Genomic DNA, 14361 nt, shown 5'->3' on the forward strand with positions numbered 1-14361 from the left:
GTGCTGGCCAAATTATTGGTGGGCAGCAAGGCGGCGCGGCATTTCCAGCGCGAACTCAGCGGCGTGCGCCTGCTCGCCGAGCAAGGCCTGACCACCCCGTTGTTGCTCGCCGATGGCTTGCAGGAAGGCGAGGGCGGTTGGCTGCTGTTCGAGTTTCTTGAGGGCGCCGAAAGCCTGGCCGATGCCTGGCGCGCCGTCGAAGGTCTGCCGCCGTTGGCCGACGAGCAAACCGCGGTGCTGGCCGAAGCGCTGGGCGCGATTGCCCAGATGCATGCCAAAGGGCTATGGCAGGAAGACCTGCACCTGGACAACCTGCTGCGTCAGGGCGGCAAGCTGTATTTGATCGATGGCGCCGGGATTCGCGTGGAAGAGGCCGGCAAGCCGCTGTCGCGCAATCGCGTGCTGGAAAACCTCGGGGTGTTTTTTGCCCAGTTGCCAAAGAATCTCGAGCCGTTCAACGAAGAGTTGTTGGTGTATTACCTGCTGAGCAATGGCGAGCACGCCTTGCCGATGCAGGCCCTCGAAGCCCAGGTGCGCAAGGTCAGCGCCTGGCGCCTGAAGGACTTTTTGAACAAGGTCGGCCGCGAATGCACGCTGTTCAGCGTGGTGCGTGGTGCCTTTGCCTTGCGCGCGATTCGTCGCGAGGAAGAGCCCGCGATGCTGCCGGTACTCGACCAGGCCGACGCGCTGCTGGAGCAGGGCCAAATGTACAAGACCGGTGGCGCGGCCAGCGTGGCCAAGGTCGACGTGGCCGGGCGGCCGCTGGTGATCAAGCGCTACAACATCAAGGGGTTTGCGCATTGGCTCAAGCGCTTCTGGCGCCCGAGCCGCGCCTGGCATTCGTGGCGCGAGGGTAATCGCCTGGCGTTCCTTGGCATTGCTACGCCCAAGCCGCTGGCGGTGCTGGAGAAGCGATTTTTGTGGCTGCGCAGCCGGGCCTACCTGGTCACCGAGTACCTGCCGGGGCCGGACATTATCGAGCGCTTTGCGCCCTACGTGGAAAACGGCGATGCGCCGGAAGCGGAACTGCTGGCGCTGGACCACCTGTTTGCCGAGTTGATACGTGAGCGCATCAGCCATGGCGACTTCAAGGGCCATAACCTGTTCTGGGCTGAAGATCGCTGGGCGCTGATCGACCTGGACGCCATGTGTCAGCACCGCTCAGTCGCCAGTTTTGCGCCGGCGTATGCCAAGGATCGCGCACGATTCATGCGTAACTGGCCGCAGAGCAGCGCGTTGTACCAGGTGATCGACCAGCGATTGCCTGCGACGGTGCCTGCGGTAAATAGTTAACGCAGTGGCGCTCGAGGATTGCCCGCCCGAGCGCTATTAGCCGGCGTTATTGCACCTTCGCCAGCGTCGTGCGGGTTTCGTATTTGCCCTGGATCACGTCCTTGCTGGCGAAGAAATACCCGTAGTCCTGCAGGTACATGACGGTGCCGGTCGCCTGGTAGTTCTCACCTGTGGCCGTGCAGTTGAGCTCCTTCGCATTGCCGCTCAGCGCGGAGTTGATTTTGCTGGCCGGCAGTTCCCGCGCTACCACGCAGGACGAGTCGCGGGACAGCAGGCGATCTTCTTCAGCCGTATTGCGGTTGCGCTCTTTGACCTTGAACCCCAGCGTTGAGCCGATCGGCATTTGCTTCCAGTCGCCACTGAAGCTGAGTTGTTCAACGTTGCTCGCCGCCGAGACGTTCAGCCCGCGCAGTTCAAATTCGCTTTGGAAGGTCAGGCTGAACAAACCGCGGAATGTCGTGGTGGTGGCGGTTGAGTATTGAGTGGTGCGGCGGACTTTGAGCTGGCCGTCTGCGGCCCCTGGCTCAATGAGTACGTCCGTCTGCAAGCTGCTGGAGCCCAGGTTACGCTTCTCCACAAGATGATGCAGTGACTTGGGGGCAGCGGGCATGCCCAGTGCAGAGATCGCCTCCGTCACCGTTGCTGGAACCGGCGCGGGCGTCAGGGTTTGCTGGAGCTTGGTGCGCGCAACGGCGACCGGCAGTTGCGCGGTGGTTGGCGAACACGCGGCCTTGAGCAAGGCCTGGGTATCTGCCTCGGCGGTGCTGAAGGGCTGGTCGACCGGGACCGCGACGACGTCGCCGAAGGTCACCGTGTTTTTCGGGGTGAGGCTGAAGGCGGCCAGGGTGCGATAGGTCTGGCGGCTGCAACTGACCTCCCAGTGCATGCGCGTCTGGGCGTAGGGCATTTTTTTGACTTTGTTGATCAGGATGAGCGGCTCATCGTAGGCGCCCCACAGCTCGATTTTTTCGCCCACGGTCTTGAGGCTGGCCTGGTCGATCAGCAATTGGCGCTGGGTGCCCGTGGTGCTGACGAGGCGCCAATCGGGGCGTGGCGTGCGCGCGCAAGCCTCGATAAAGCTGGCGTTGTGTTGCAGTTCGCCCACCACTTGCGGCGTCAGGTTGCGCATGACGGTGATGCGCGTGGGCTGGCCATCGGGCTTCAGGGTTCCAGGTGCCTCCATGTACAGCAGGCTCCCGCTCGGCGTGGCGCAGGACGCCTGAAGCTGGGCGATATCCGGCACGGAAACATTGTTGGTCAGCGTGACGTGAACCTGGTAACTGAGGTCGTCGCCGTCACGCATGATCGAATCGGCCAGCAGCGGCTTCTTGAGCATGTCTTTATACGGGGCGTCGGCCGTGTTGCCACTCTTCCAGCCGAGTGCGCTGCAACCGCTGAGCAGGCCGAGAGCGACGATAACCGCGATGTGTTTCATGAGCGTTCCTTGCAGGCTGAAGGGGGTGGTCAGGGCGGTTCGACCGCCCGTTTCGGGTTTTGTGCCGGGCGCGCGGGTCAGAACTGATACTCCGCTCCGGCCCCGGCATACCACGACCGACCTGGCGCCGCTTCGTAGTAGCGACCATTGCCGTCGCCGACGATCACCGAACCGACGTATTGGCGGTCGAGCAGGTTGTCCAGGCGCAGGGTCTGGTGGAAGGTCCAGTGCTCGACCTTCTGCTCGAAGCGTGCGCGCCAGTTGAACACGCTGTAACCCGGCGCGGCGTGTTGGCTGTTGGTGTCTTCGACGTAGACCTTGCTGCGATACAGGCCTTCGACGGCGGTGCTGACCCAGTCCCGGGGTTTCCAGTTCAGCTCGGCGAACAGGGTGGTTTGCGGCACGCCGGGCAGGTAGTTGCCCTTGTCGACGGCGGTGCTGCCGCCGCTGGTGAAGTCGCTGTCGTAGGTGGCGTGCAGGCGGGTGTAGGCGAGGCTGGTGCTCCAGTGGTCGGCCAGCTGGCTCTCGATGCCCAGTTCGAAACCGCGGCGCAGGGTGCGGCCGGCGTTTTGGTAGGTGGTGCGACCGCCGCTGGATTGCTGCACAACCAATTCGTCTTCGGTGGTGATCTGGAACAGCGCTGCGTTGAGCCGGGTATCCTCGCCGAGGCGGGCTTTCAAGCCAATTTCATACTGTTTGCTGACCGATGGCTTGAGCGCGAAGTTGAAGCCGTTCGAGGTGCTGGAATACGCCGACTCGGCCTGGGTGGGCGTTTCGAATCCCTTGCCCGCGCTGACATAGCCGTGCAGGTCAGGGGTAAAGGCGTACATGACGCTGACCGACGGGGTGTTCTTCTGGTAAGTCTTGTTACCGCTGTCGTTGCCATCGCTGAGGAAATGATCGTCCACATCCATTTCCATCGTGCTGTGGCGCAGGCCGGCTTGCAGCGTCCAGTCGCCCAGCAGCCAGTTGGCTTGCACAAAGGGGTCGAGGCTGGTGGCGGTGTCAATTTCGTCACGGCCCAAGGCGCCCTTAATGCCATGCACGCCGTTGACGGTGTTGGAATAACCCTGGCGATCATCCTGGCTGCGGTCGTAATCGAGGCCAGCGATCAGGTTCAGGTCGCCAGGAGCACTGCTGATGGGCTGCAGCCAATGCACAGAGCCGCCGTAAAACTTACGATCGAATGCCACCACGCCACCTCGGGCATTAGCCGGGTTGGGGAAGCCGCTGGCGAACCGGTCCGGAATCGACAGGTACTGAATCACACTGCGCCGCCCGGTATACCCATTCACCTGCAACGTGGCATCGCCGAAATACCGCGCGTAGTTCATGCCCAGTTGCTGATGATCGATGCTTTTGCGTGTGTTGTACGTCAGCGCATTAGTGCTCACCGAGCGTGGGTCGGCCTTGTAGGCGTCCCAGGTCTGCCCGAGCGGGTCCTGGGTGCCGTTCTGCTCCAGGCTGCTGTAGATCAGGGCCAGCTTGCTGTCGTCATCCGGCTGGAAGTTGAGCTTGGCGAAGGTCTGGTCGCGGCGCGCACTGCTGTGGTCGCGGTAGCCATTGGTGTCCATGCGCGAGGCGTCGAGTACAAAGCCCGCACCATTGGCGGCGCCTTCGGCGGTGAGGTGGTTTTTGTTCAGGCCGTCGCTGCCTACCAGGGTTTCAGCGCCGATGCGCGGCGGGCCTTCGCCGTCGCGGGAAAACATCTGGATTACACCGCCGGCATTGCTGCCATACAGGGTGGCGGCGGGCCCGCGCAGCACTTCGATGCGCTCGGCGGTATCGAGGTTGAACGTGGCCGCCTGGCCCTGGCCGTCCGGGGTGCTGGCAGGGATGCCGTCGGCAATCAACTTGATGCCACGCACGCCAAACGCCGAGCGGGCGCCGAAGCCGCGGGAGGAAATCTGCAGGTCCTGGGCATAGTTCTGGCGGTTCTGCACCACCAGGCCGGGCACGCGGGACAGGGCTTCGGAGGCATTGATGCGCAATTGACCATCGCTGATCTGCTCGCGGCTGATGCCGTCCACCGAGTACGGCAGGTCGAACGTCGGGCTGGCGCTGCGCGAACCGGTGACCACGCTGGGGTCGAGGATCAGCGCGGTGTCGTCAGCCTGGGCGCGGTCGCAAAGGGCGAGCAGGCCGGGCAGCAATAGGGTGAAGCGGGCGAGGGTTTTCATGGTCAGCCGGAATCCGTGGCGCATAAGGCATAAACGCGCAAAAGGGCGCGAGTTTAGTGGTTCAGGCGGTTTTTATCATTTGAGAATCGTCCTACGTTGTATCGGCCGCATCCTCACGCGATCGTCAACGGCTTCGATGTTAGCGTGCTCAACCCCGCCAGTGAAAATGGCCAATAGGTCAAAAGGAGTGGTTCGTGAGGATTGGGTCGATAGTCCTGTGGTTTGCAGTCTTCCTGGCACTGGCCGGTTGCGGCACGATCAATACCGTGATGCGTGAGGAGGGTGTTGCCGCCCGTGAACTGCGCAGCCAGAAGACTTACTGTCAGTCGATTCCGCGCATCTACAGTGGGGTTGGCTACAACCTGTGCAGGCTGCACGGTGAGCCGAATCCTTACGGCGCGTTTGATGACCATCTCAATTTCGTGCCCTTTGTATTTGTTGATTCGCTTATTTCCGGGGTTTTGGACACTGCCCTGCTGCCTTATACGATTTATCGGCAAAGCAGCGACGGCAGTATCATCATCCGCTAGGGCCGGGTACGCGCATTGCCATCAGCACGGGGCTGATCGCCACAAGGATATTCCCTTCACGTTTACGCTATAATCCCGCCCTTTAGCTGTTTCCTGCCCAGGCGGGAAGCACACTTTTTTCAGGCGCAACCCGCCTGCATGCAGACTAAAAGAGGCTAGACCCCTGTGGCATTGACGATTCTTGGCCTGTCCGGCGCCCTTAGCCATGATCCTTCCGCAGCCTTGTATATCGACGGCAAGCTGATCGCGGCCGCCGAAGAAGAGCGCTTCGTACGCGACAAACATGCAAAGAACCGCATGCCCTACGAATCGGCGAAGTTCTGCCTGGAGCAGGCTGGCATCAAGCCTTCCGACGTTGACGTAGTGGCGATCCCGTTCGCCCCGATCAGCCTGTTCGGCGAGGCGCGCTGGCACTATGCCAAGCGTTACTGGTACGCCCCGGACCGCGCGCTCGACGCGATCCTGATGGGCAACCGTCGCTACAAGCGCTATCGCAACAAGATCGTCTGGTGCCTGGAGCAACTGGGCTTCGATCCGAAGAAAATCAAGATCGAACCGGTTGAACACCACCTGGCCCACGCTTCCAGTGCTTACCACTGCTCCGGCTTCCAGGAAAAAACCGCGATCCTCGGCATCGACGGCAAGGGCGAGTACGCCACCACGTTCTTCGGCTACGGCGAAAACGGCAAGATCCACAAGATCAAGGAATTCTACGACCCGGACTCCCTGGGCGGCCTGTACGGCGCAATCACCGAGTTCCTCGGCTTCGAGATGCTCGACGGCGAGTTCAAGGTCATGGGCATGGCGCCGTATGGCGATGCCAGCAAGTACGATTTCTCGCGCCTGGCCTCGTTTGAAAACGGCGAGCTGGTGATCAACACCGACTACGCCAACGTCATCGGCCTGCGTCGCTACAAAGAGAAGGGCAAGGGCTTCTACTTCTCGCCGAAACTGATCGAGTGGCTGGGGCCGAAGCGCGAAGGCGATATCGCCGACGAGCCGTATATCCACTACGCGGCCAGCATGCAGGCGCTGTTCGAGAAGCTGGCCCTGCAGATGATCGACCACTACCTGGGCGACATCCTGAAAGACACCGGCAAGCTGGCCTTCGCCGGCGGCTGCGCGCTGAACGTCAAGCTGAACCAGAAGATCATCGCGCGTGACGATGTGAAAGAGCTGTTCGTGCAGCCGGCGTCCGGCGATGCCGGCACTGCCGTCGGCGCGGCGGCCTATGTGTCCCACGCCCGTGGTGTTCCGGTAGAGAAGATGGAACACGTCTACCTCGGCCCGTCCTACAGCAACGAAGACGTGATTGCCGCGTGCGCCAGGCACGCGAGCAAGCCGAACTGGCGCAAGATCGAAAACATGCCTCAGCGCATCGCCAAGATCATGGTCGACGGCAACCCGGTGGCCTGGTTCCAGGGCCGCATGGAGTTCGGCCCGCGTGCCTTGGGCGGTCGTTCGATCATCGGTTGCCCGAGCGCGACCGGCGTGGCGGATCGCATCAACCACCAGATCAAGTTTCGCGAGCGCTGGAGGCCTTTCTGCCCGTCGATGCTCGACACCGTGGCCCCGCAGATGATCAAGGTCGACCACCCGGCGCCGTTCATGACCTTCACCTTTGAAGTGGCGGAAGAATGGAAAACCCGTGTGCCGGAAGTGGTGCATGAAGACGGCACCTCGCGCGCCCAGGTGCTCAAGCGCGAGTACAACCCGCGCTACTACGACATGATGAAAGAGCTGGAAGTGCTGACCGGCAACGGCGTGTCCCTGAACACCTCGCTCAACCGTCGTGGCGAAGCGATGATCTGCTCGCCGACCGATGCGCTGAACATGTTCTTCGGCTCCGATCTGCAGTACCTGATCATGGAAGACATCCTGGTCGTCAAAGACGGCGTGGACCCTTATGACGCGCTCGGCTGACCGCCACGTCCTGCAGTTCTGCCACGGCTATGACGGGCCGTTCCTGGATTGCGCGCGGCAGTACGCCAGCCTGTTCGCAGGCTCCGGCTACAAGGTGACCACGGTGTTTCTCACCGGGGTCGCCGACCCCGAGGTGGCCGCCGGATGTGCCAGTGATGAAGTGCTGTTCATGGAATTCAGTTCCAAGGCCATCCGTGGCCTGAAGCTGGGGGCCATCGCCCAGCTGCGCAAGATTGCCGCGTCGCGCACCTTCAGTTTCTGTATTGCCCACCGTTTCAAGCCGATCTACGTGGCCTTGCTGGCCACGCGGTTGCCGGTGATCGGCGTGCACCACGCCTTTGGTGACTACCAGCGCCGCACGCGCAAGCTGTTTGCCGGGATATTCCGCAAGCGCCTGAGCCTGCTGGGCGTGTCCGACGCGGTGCACGACGACATGCGCCGCTGCCTGCCGGGCTGGCCGCCCGCGCGCATCCAGACCTTGTATAACCGCATCGATGTCGACGCCTTGCAGGCCAGCCAGGTGCCGGCGGATGAGGCGCGCGATGCATTGGGGCTGTCGCCGGACGACTGGGTGGTCGGCAATGTCGGTCGCCTGCACCCGGACAAGGACCAGGCCACGCTGCTCAAGGGTTTTGCCCTGGCGCTGCCGCATTTGCCGCTGGACAGCCGCCTGGCGATCCTTGGCAGCGGGCGTCTGGAGCAAGACCTCAAGGCGCTTGCCCGTGAACTGGGGATTGCCGACCAGGTGCTGTTCCTCGGCCAGGTGCCGGATGCGCGCCGGTATTTCCGTGCATTCGACGTCTTTGCCCTGAGTTCCGACAACGAACCCTTCGGCATGGTGCTGCTGGAAGCCATGGCGGCGGGCGTGCCCCTGCTGGCGACTGCCTGCGGCGGGGCGAAGGAAGTGGTCGAGGGCGTGGGCATTCTGTTCCCGTTCGGCGATGCCGAACACCTCGCCCAGGGGCTGCGGCACCTGGCTGCGATGGATCAACACCAGCAACGGCAGTGCGCCGAGATGATGCTGGAGCGCCTGCGCGAGCGTTTCTCGGATCAGGCGGTACGCGCTACCTTCTGGCAACTGCCGCACGTTATTGAACTGACCGCGGGGGCTTGATGCTCAATCGATTCCAAGGCTGGCGCGAGCGCGGCTGGTCCGTCGTCGATGCACCGGTCTACAGCGGCGCCTGGCAGCGTTTTGGCGGCAGCGTGGCGACCCATCCACAGGTGATCGAGCGTCTCGCCGGGCTGGCTGAAATCCCGGTGCGCTACCTGGCCTGGGAGCAGGGCGGGGAGCTGCAGGCGTGCATCGCGACCTGGGGCCGCGACCTGGCCTTGTCCAAGGATGTGCTCAAGCGGCGCGGCAAAAAGGGCCTGTTCGACCTGGGCAATGCCGAGCTGATCCTGCCTGCCGCACCCGGCGCCCAGGCGCCGTTGCGCCAGCGTGCGCGCTACCTGTCGGCCCTGAATGAAGGGCGTTTCAGTGGTCTCAAACCGCAGGCCGAGCAACTGGCCATGGCCCGCACCCCGGAAGAACTCTCGAAGAAATTTCGCTACAACCAGCGCCGCGAGCTGCGCTTGCTGGAAGAGGCCGGTGGCGTTGTGCGCCCGGTCAGCGAGTTTTCCAGCCAGGAACTGGCGGCGATTTACTGCGACTTGTTCCTGCGCCGCTGGGGTTTTGTCGCCACGGGCGCCGAGCGCATGAGTGAGGTGATCGAGCTGCTGCGCGAATGGCTGATCGGTTCGGTGATTTTCTTGAATGACGCGCCCATCGCGGTGCAGCTGGTGTACCGGGTCGAGTCGCCCGAGTGGATCAGCGTGGAGTACGTCAACGGCGGCGTCGACCCCGAAACCCGCGCGTTCAGCCCCGGCAGCGTGCTGAGTTTCCTCAACACCCAGAGTGCCTGGGAGCAGGCGCGCGAAGTCGGCAAGCCGCTGCGTTTCTCCTTCGGGCGTGCCGACCGTGAGTACAAGGACCGTTGGTGCAACCCTGTGCCGGTATTGACCGTATGAGCCGCAAACAACAATTGCTCAAGCGCCATCGGCGCAATAAACGTATCGGCGTGTTGATCGGCCTGCTGCTGCTGGTGGCGATCGGCATCTGCGTGGCCTGGTGGTTGCCTTTGGTGCTCGGCGTGCTGGCCTGGGCGGCCCACGAAGCGTGGTTTGCCGACCATCTGTTTTATGCGCTGAAGGAAGACTATCAATACCGTTTCGCGGCGGATGCCGAATTATCCGGTGTGCGTCTGGAAGACGGGCGACTGCGCGTCGATGCGCCGCTGCCAGCCAATGCGACGCTGGTGTTGGCGATCAAGCTCAAAAGCGGCTGGCTGGGGCGCTTCCTGGACCCGGCCGTCGAGATATCGGGCGGTGGCAGCCTTGACCGGCAGGCCTTCGAGCGTGGCGTGAATGGCGTGCGTTATCTCAACCTCAGCGGGCTGGCCCCGGCCCTGTTGGCCGGCGAGCTGAAGCTGCGCGGGCGTTTTTGCACCTTGCAGGGCGCACCGCGACTCTGGGCCTGGGCCACCGAGGATTATTCGGCGCAGCGCGTGATGGTCATCGCGCCCCACGCCGACGACGCCGAGTTGGCCGCCTTTGGCCTGTACAGCCAGGCCGACAAGCCATGGATCGTGACCCTCACGGCGGGGGAAATCGAAGCCGAGCACTATCAGCAGATGGGCCTGGATTCGGTCGAGGCCTCGCGGCTCAAGGGCCGCTTGCGCGCCTGGGACAGCATTGCCGTGCCACGCTGGGCCGGCGTGCCAGAGGCGCATTGCGTGCAATTGGGCTACTTCTGCCTGCAATTGCCGGCGATGCGCGCCACGCCGGATCAGCCGGTTGCCTCGCGTGAGGCCGACCTGTCGGATATCCGCCTGTTCCGCCAGTTCAACCCCTTCGCGTTGCCGGCGGACCATGACGGCCTGCCGACCTGGAATAACCTGCTCGCCGACCTGCGCCAATTGCTGCTGACGGCGCGGCCCGAGGTGATCGTATTGCCGCACCCGGTGCTAGATCCCCATCCTGACCATATCTGCGCCCAGCAAGCGGTGCTCGAGGCCCTGCAAGGGCTGGAATGGCAGCCGACCAGGGTGCTGGGCTACGCCAACCACCTGCATGACAACGACCGCTGGCCGATGGGCGATGCGGGCGCCGGCATTGCCCTGCCGCCGCTGTTTGACCCCGTGCAGGAACTGCAGCCATGCAGCCTGTCGTTGTCGCTGGCACAGCAGCGCGACAAGGCCATGGCGCTGGGCATGATGCATGACCTGCAGCCCGCGGCGCCGTTCAAGCGCCGTGTGCGGCGCTGGCTGCAGCGGGTGTTGGCGGGGCGCGCGCGGTCGCCGTATGGCGAGAACGAGTTTTTCCGCAAGGCCGTACGACGGCATGAGTTGTTCTGGCAATTGCGTAAGGAAGAGATATGAAAGTGTTATTTCTGGTGCAGAAAGAACAGCGCGCGATTCTGGATCGTCTGTATGAAGGCATTGCCGAGCACTGCGAGTGTGATACCCGCTGGTTGAGCAGCGACGAGCAGCGCAACCTGCGCGGTTACTTCCGACGCGAAGTCGACGTGACCCGCTATGACCGCATTGTCTTCTTCCTGCGCTTCAAGCAAGAGATCCGTCAGGCCGGGTTTATCCGCACGATCCCCAACCTGGTGATCCTCGAGCACGACGCCTACCAGAACTACATTCCCTGCAAGTACACCGGTAAGTTCAGTGCCCATTACCGCCGCCTGCCTTGGGTACGAGTGATCAGTTCCGGTCACATGGTCACCGAACGCCTGCGCGCAGAAGGCTTTGACGCAGTGTTCGTGCCCAAGGGCTATGATCAGGCACTCTTGCAGGCGCAGGAGCGCGAGCGCGACATTGAACTAGCGTTTGTCGGCAGTACCAACAGCGTCGCCTATAGTGGTCGCAAGGCATTGCTGGATGAGTTGGCGCGGGTTGAACCTTTGGTGGTGACGCGTACCAAATCCGGTGAGGAATACTGCGAGACCCTTAACCGCATTCGTTTTTTCGTCAGTGCCGATGTGGGCATGGGCGAGTACATGATCAAGAATTTCGAGGCCATGGCCTGTGGTTGCGTGCTGCTGGCGTTTGATCAGGGGGCTTCGGAAAACGAAGCCCTTGGGTTCAAGGACATGGTCAATGTGGTGTTCTACAAAGACATCGCGCAGTTGCAGGAAAAATTGACGGTATTGCGGGCGGACCCGCAGTTGGCGGCAGAGATTGCGCGTAACGGGCAAGCGCTGGCGGTCAGCCAGTTCAGCTTCGCGCGTATCGGCCAGCGCATTGTCGAGGTGCTCCAGCCGCCGCTGCGGCCGCACGGACCGTTGAGTTGGCTGGAAAGGTGGCGCCTTAAACTGGGCGCTTGATGGCGGCCAGTTGGCCGCAGTTGATGGCTATATGATATTATCGAGGCATTGAATGCAATTCTCCGATCAAAGCGACATAACGCTCGTGGTGACCAGTTGCGGTCGCTTCGATTTGTTGAAGCGCACGCTCGAGAGCTTCGATCAGTTCAACACGGCGGATATACGCGAAGTCTTTATCACCGAAGACTCCGGCGATGACGCGGTACGCCAAGCGATCCCCGAGCACTGGCATAGTCGTTGCACTTTCCTGATCAACCGCCCGAAGCTTGGGCAACTGGCATCCATCGACCTGGCCTATGAGTCGGTCAAGACCCCTTACATATTCCATTGCGAAGATGATTGGGCGTTTTATCGGCCGGGGTTTGTCGAGGATTCCAAGACAGTACTGGAGCAGCGGCCCGACATTCTTCAAGTCTGGCTGCGCAACTATGTCTACGACTTGCAGGTGCACAGCCCCTATATCCATCTGGGGCCGCGTGAGGTGATTGGCGGGGTGCCTTGTTATCCCTTGCTGTCGGATAAGCCTGAGTGGCAAGGGTTCTCGTTGAACCCGGGCCTGCGGCGGATCAAGGAATACCGGTTGTGTGCGCCCTATTCAGGGTTCGAAGGTGAGAAGGGGCTTTCCAGGCGTTACGCGCAGCTGAACCTGGGCGCCGTGACCCTGGAAGGCGATGCGGTCCTGCATACCGGCTTCGGGTTGCATGTAGGGACGTCGGAAGAGCGTTTGACCAAGGCGCGACGCAAGCGGCGAGAGCGGATCAAGCTGGTTTTGATGTTGATACTGGGTGTCGGTATCGGCTGGTTGATCCCGTAGTTATTTTTTACAAGCCACCAAAACGCCGCATAAGGGTCATTATTTTCGATGAGTATCCTCAACATCATGTGGGCCGGTGGTACTGCATTCGCTTCGGTGCAGAAGGTTCATCAACAAATACTCTCCCACGCTGTCAGTGATGCACCGATTGACACCTGGCTGCTTCAAGGCAGTGCGCAAGAGGATGAGCCGGCGCTGGAGTGGAAGCTCTCCTCGGCACGGCTCAAGGGGCGGCACTTCTGGAAGCTGCTGATGCCCTGGATGCGTGCGCGTTTTGCAAAGGCGCTGCCCGCAGACGTTCAGGTGGTACTGCTGGATGGTATCGGGGTTGCCCGGGTGATCCTGCCCATACTCCAGCGCATGCCGCAGGTGCGCGCTGTCGTTGTATTTCATGGCTCCACGCGCCTGCGTCGGGCCGATCAGAAGCTGTTTGACCAATTTGCGGCGTCACAATTGACCTTGACGGCCGTCTCGCAAACCCTGGCCGACTCGCTGGAGCGTTACCTCAAACGCCCGGTGGCGGTGCTGCGCAGCGCGTTCGACCCGGTGGCTTTCCGTGCCGCTGCGCTGTCTCGGGAAGCGGCGCGGTCTTGCCTTGGCCTGCCGTCGCATGGCTCGCCGGTGCTGGGCGCTGTAGGCCGGCTGGTCGACGGCAAAGGGTTTGGCTGCTTGCTGGAGGCGTTTGCCGGGGTGGCTGCCGAGCAGCCTGACGCGCGGCTGGTGATCATCGGCGAGGGGCCTGCAAGGCCAGACCTCGAAGCGCTTGTCGAGCAGCTCGGCTTGCAGGGCAAGGTCTCGCTGCCGGGCCACTTGCCCGACGCGGCGACGCTCTACCGGGCCTTTGACTGGGTCGCCATCCCGTCGACGCAAGAGGGCCTGGGGTTGATTCTGCAAGAGGCGGTGATGGCCGGAGTGCCGGTGCTCACCAGCGAGCTGGCGGTGTTCCGCGAGCAGTTGGCGGATACCGGCTGGTACGCCCCTTCAGACAACACAGAAGCCTGGGGCCGCCTGATGGAGCGTGCATTCGCCGCTTCTGCGCAGGAAGTGCTCGAGGCTCAGTCGCGGGCGCTGGCGCCGGAGCAAGCCTGGGAAGACTTCAGTGAAACCTCCAAACGGCTGTTTTCATGCCGCTAGCAGCGCTTGTTCGAGCGCGTGCATTGGAAAGCGATCGTTCAGCTTCTCGCGCGCAATATAGCGTGCGAAGTGCTGCAGGTTGCGCCGTGCCAGCTCCGGGTTCAGCGGCGCGCGCAAAAAGCGCATGTCGGCCACGTCGATCAGCCCCATTTCATTGTCAGGCGTCACCACGATATTGCCCAGGTGCAAGGATCGGAAGTAGATACCTGCGCCATGCAAACGGCGGATAAGCGCGACCAGCGGCTCGAGGTTCGATTCCCACTGGAAGCCTTCGCGGTTGGAAATCTGGCGCAGTGTTTCCCCCGGCAACGGGCGATACAGCACGGCAGTCATGCCGGGCGCCGTCAGCTGGAAGTAGGCGAGTACGCTCAAGGTGGGGATGCCCCGTTGCTGCAGTTGCGCCACGTTGTCGATGAACCGCTTGGAGTAGGGGCGAAACAGCGCCGAGGAAAACAGGCGTTTGCGACGAAACAGTTTGAGGATATTCCCGTCGGTCAGCAGGTAGACTTTCGGGCCGTGGCTGTCCTTCTCGAGGATTTTGGCGCCTTCAATCATCGCGGTTAGATCGGCTTGAGCAAGCCTTGAACATTGCATCGTTGGAAAGCCTTGTGGGAAGTCGCGGGCACAGAGATCGGTAATAATGCCGAAAGTTTTGGGTTTTAACCATGCCGGGTTGGCGG

General features: G+C 62.2%; 12 protein-coding genes. 9 read left to right on the top strand and 3 right to left on the bottom strand.

From position 1 onward, the window contains the following. Positions 1-1293 (top strand): lipopolysaccharide kinase InaA family protein (locus tag WBR57_RS22395; RefSeq protein WP_424086716.1); only part of this gene is annotated, 1293 nt, incomplete at its 5' end. A 46-nt stretch (positions 1294-1339) separates the two neighbouring features. Here WBR57_RS22395 and WBR57_RS22400 read toward each other — a convergent pair. Both WBR57_RS22400 and WBR57_RS22405 read right to left on the bottom strand, forming a co-directional pair. After that, on the bottom strand, positions 1340-2728 hold the full coding sequence (locus WBR57_RS22400; protein ID WP_424086718.1) for a hypothetical protein: 1389 nt from the start codon (positions 2726-2728) through the stop codon (positions 1340-1342). Between the two features lie 77 nt (positions 2729-2805). Then, a complete protein-coding gene (locus WBR57_RS22405) occupies positions 2806-4908 on the bottom strand; it encodes a TonB-dependent receptor family protein (protein WP_424086720.1) in 2103 nt (700 codons plus the stop codon). A 194-nt stretch (positions 4909-5102) separates the two neighbouring features. On the opposite strand from WBR57_RS22405, the gene WBR57_RS22410 reads away from it, so the two are divergent. The 8 genes from WBR57_RS22410 to WBR57_RS22445 all read left to right on the top strand — a co-directional run bounded on the left by WBR57_RS22410 (position 5103) and on the right by WBR57_RS22445 (position 13681). Beyond that, positions 5103-5438: a YceK/YidQ family lipoprotein gene (locus WBR57_RS22410; protein WP_424086723.1), complete on the top strand. Its 336-nt coding sequence runs from the start codon at positions 5103-5105 to the stop codon at positions 5436-5438. A 165-nt stretch (positions 5439-5603) separates the two neighbouring features. After that, positions 5604-7361: a carbamoyltransferase family protein gene (locus WBR57_RS22415; protein ID WP_424086725.1), complete on the top strand. Its 1758-nt coding sequence runs from the start codon at positions 5604-5606 to the stop codon at positions 7359-7361. After that, complete coding sequence (locus WBR57_RS22420; RefSeq protein WP_424086727.1) at positions 7345-8475, top strand: glycosyltransferase; 1131 nt, start codon at positions 7345-7347, stop codon at positions 8473-8475. Before WBR57_RS22415 ends, WBR57_RS22420 begins: the two co-directional genes overlap by 17 nt. Beyond that, positions 8475-9371 (top strand): antimicrobial resistance protein Mig-14, encoded by an 897-nt coding sequence (locus tag WBR57_RS22425; RefSeq protein WP_424086729.1) that lies wholly within the window; start codon positions 8475-8477, stop codon positions 9369-9371. Before WBR57_RS22420 ends, WBR57_RS22425 begins: the two co-directional genes overlap by 1 nt. Further along, positions 9368-10780: a PIG-L deacetylase family protein gene (locus tag WBR57_RS22430; protein WP_424086731.1), complete on the top strand. Its 1413-nt coding sequence runs from the start codon at positions 9368-9370 to the stop codon at positions 10778-10780. Before WBR57_RS22425 ends, WBR57_RS22430 begins: the two co-directional genes overlap by 4 nt. Then, on the top strand, positions 10777-11733 hold the full coding sequence (locus WBR57_RS22435; protein WP_424086733.1) for a glycosyltransferase family protein: 957 nt from the start codon (positions 10777-10779) through the stop codon (positions 11731-11733). Before WBR57_RS22430 ends, WBR57_RS22435 begins: the two co-directional genes overlap by 4 nt. Positions 11734-11785: 52 nt before the next feature. Further along, on the top strand, positions 11786-12547 hold the full coding sequence (locus WBR57_RS22440) for a glycosyltransferase family 2 protein (protein ID WP_424086735.1): 762 nt from the start codon (positions 11786-11788) through the stop codon (positions 12545-12547). A gap of 48 nt (positions 12548-12595) precedes the next feature. After that, positions 12596-13681, top strand: coding sequence for a glycosyltransferase (locus tag WBR57_RS22445; RefSeq protein ID WP_424086737.1), 1086 nt, complete (start codon positions 12596-12598; stop codon positions 13679-13681). Here WBR57_RS22445 and WBR57_RS22450 read toward each other — a convergent pair. After that, a complete protein-coding gene (locus tag WBR57_RS22450; RefSeq protein WP_424086739.1) occupies positions 13670-14236 on the bottom strand; it encodes a toluene tolerance protein in 567 nt (188 codons plus the stop codon). The genes WBR57_RS22445 and WBR57_RS22450 overlap by 12 nt on opposite strands. Positions 14237-14361 lie beyond the last annotated feature (125 nt).

The organism is Pseudomonas sp. (assembly GCF_049590575.1).
GTDB lineage: Bacteria > Pseudomonadota > Gammaproteobacteria > Pseudomonadales > Pseudomonadaceae > Aquipseudomonas.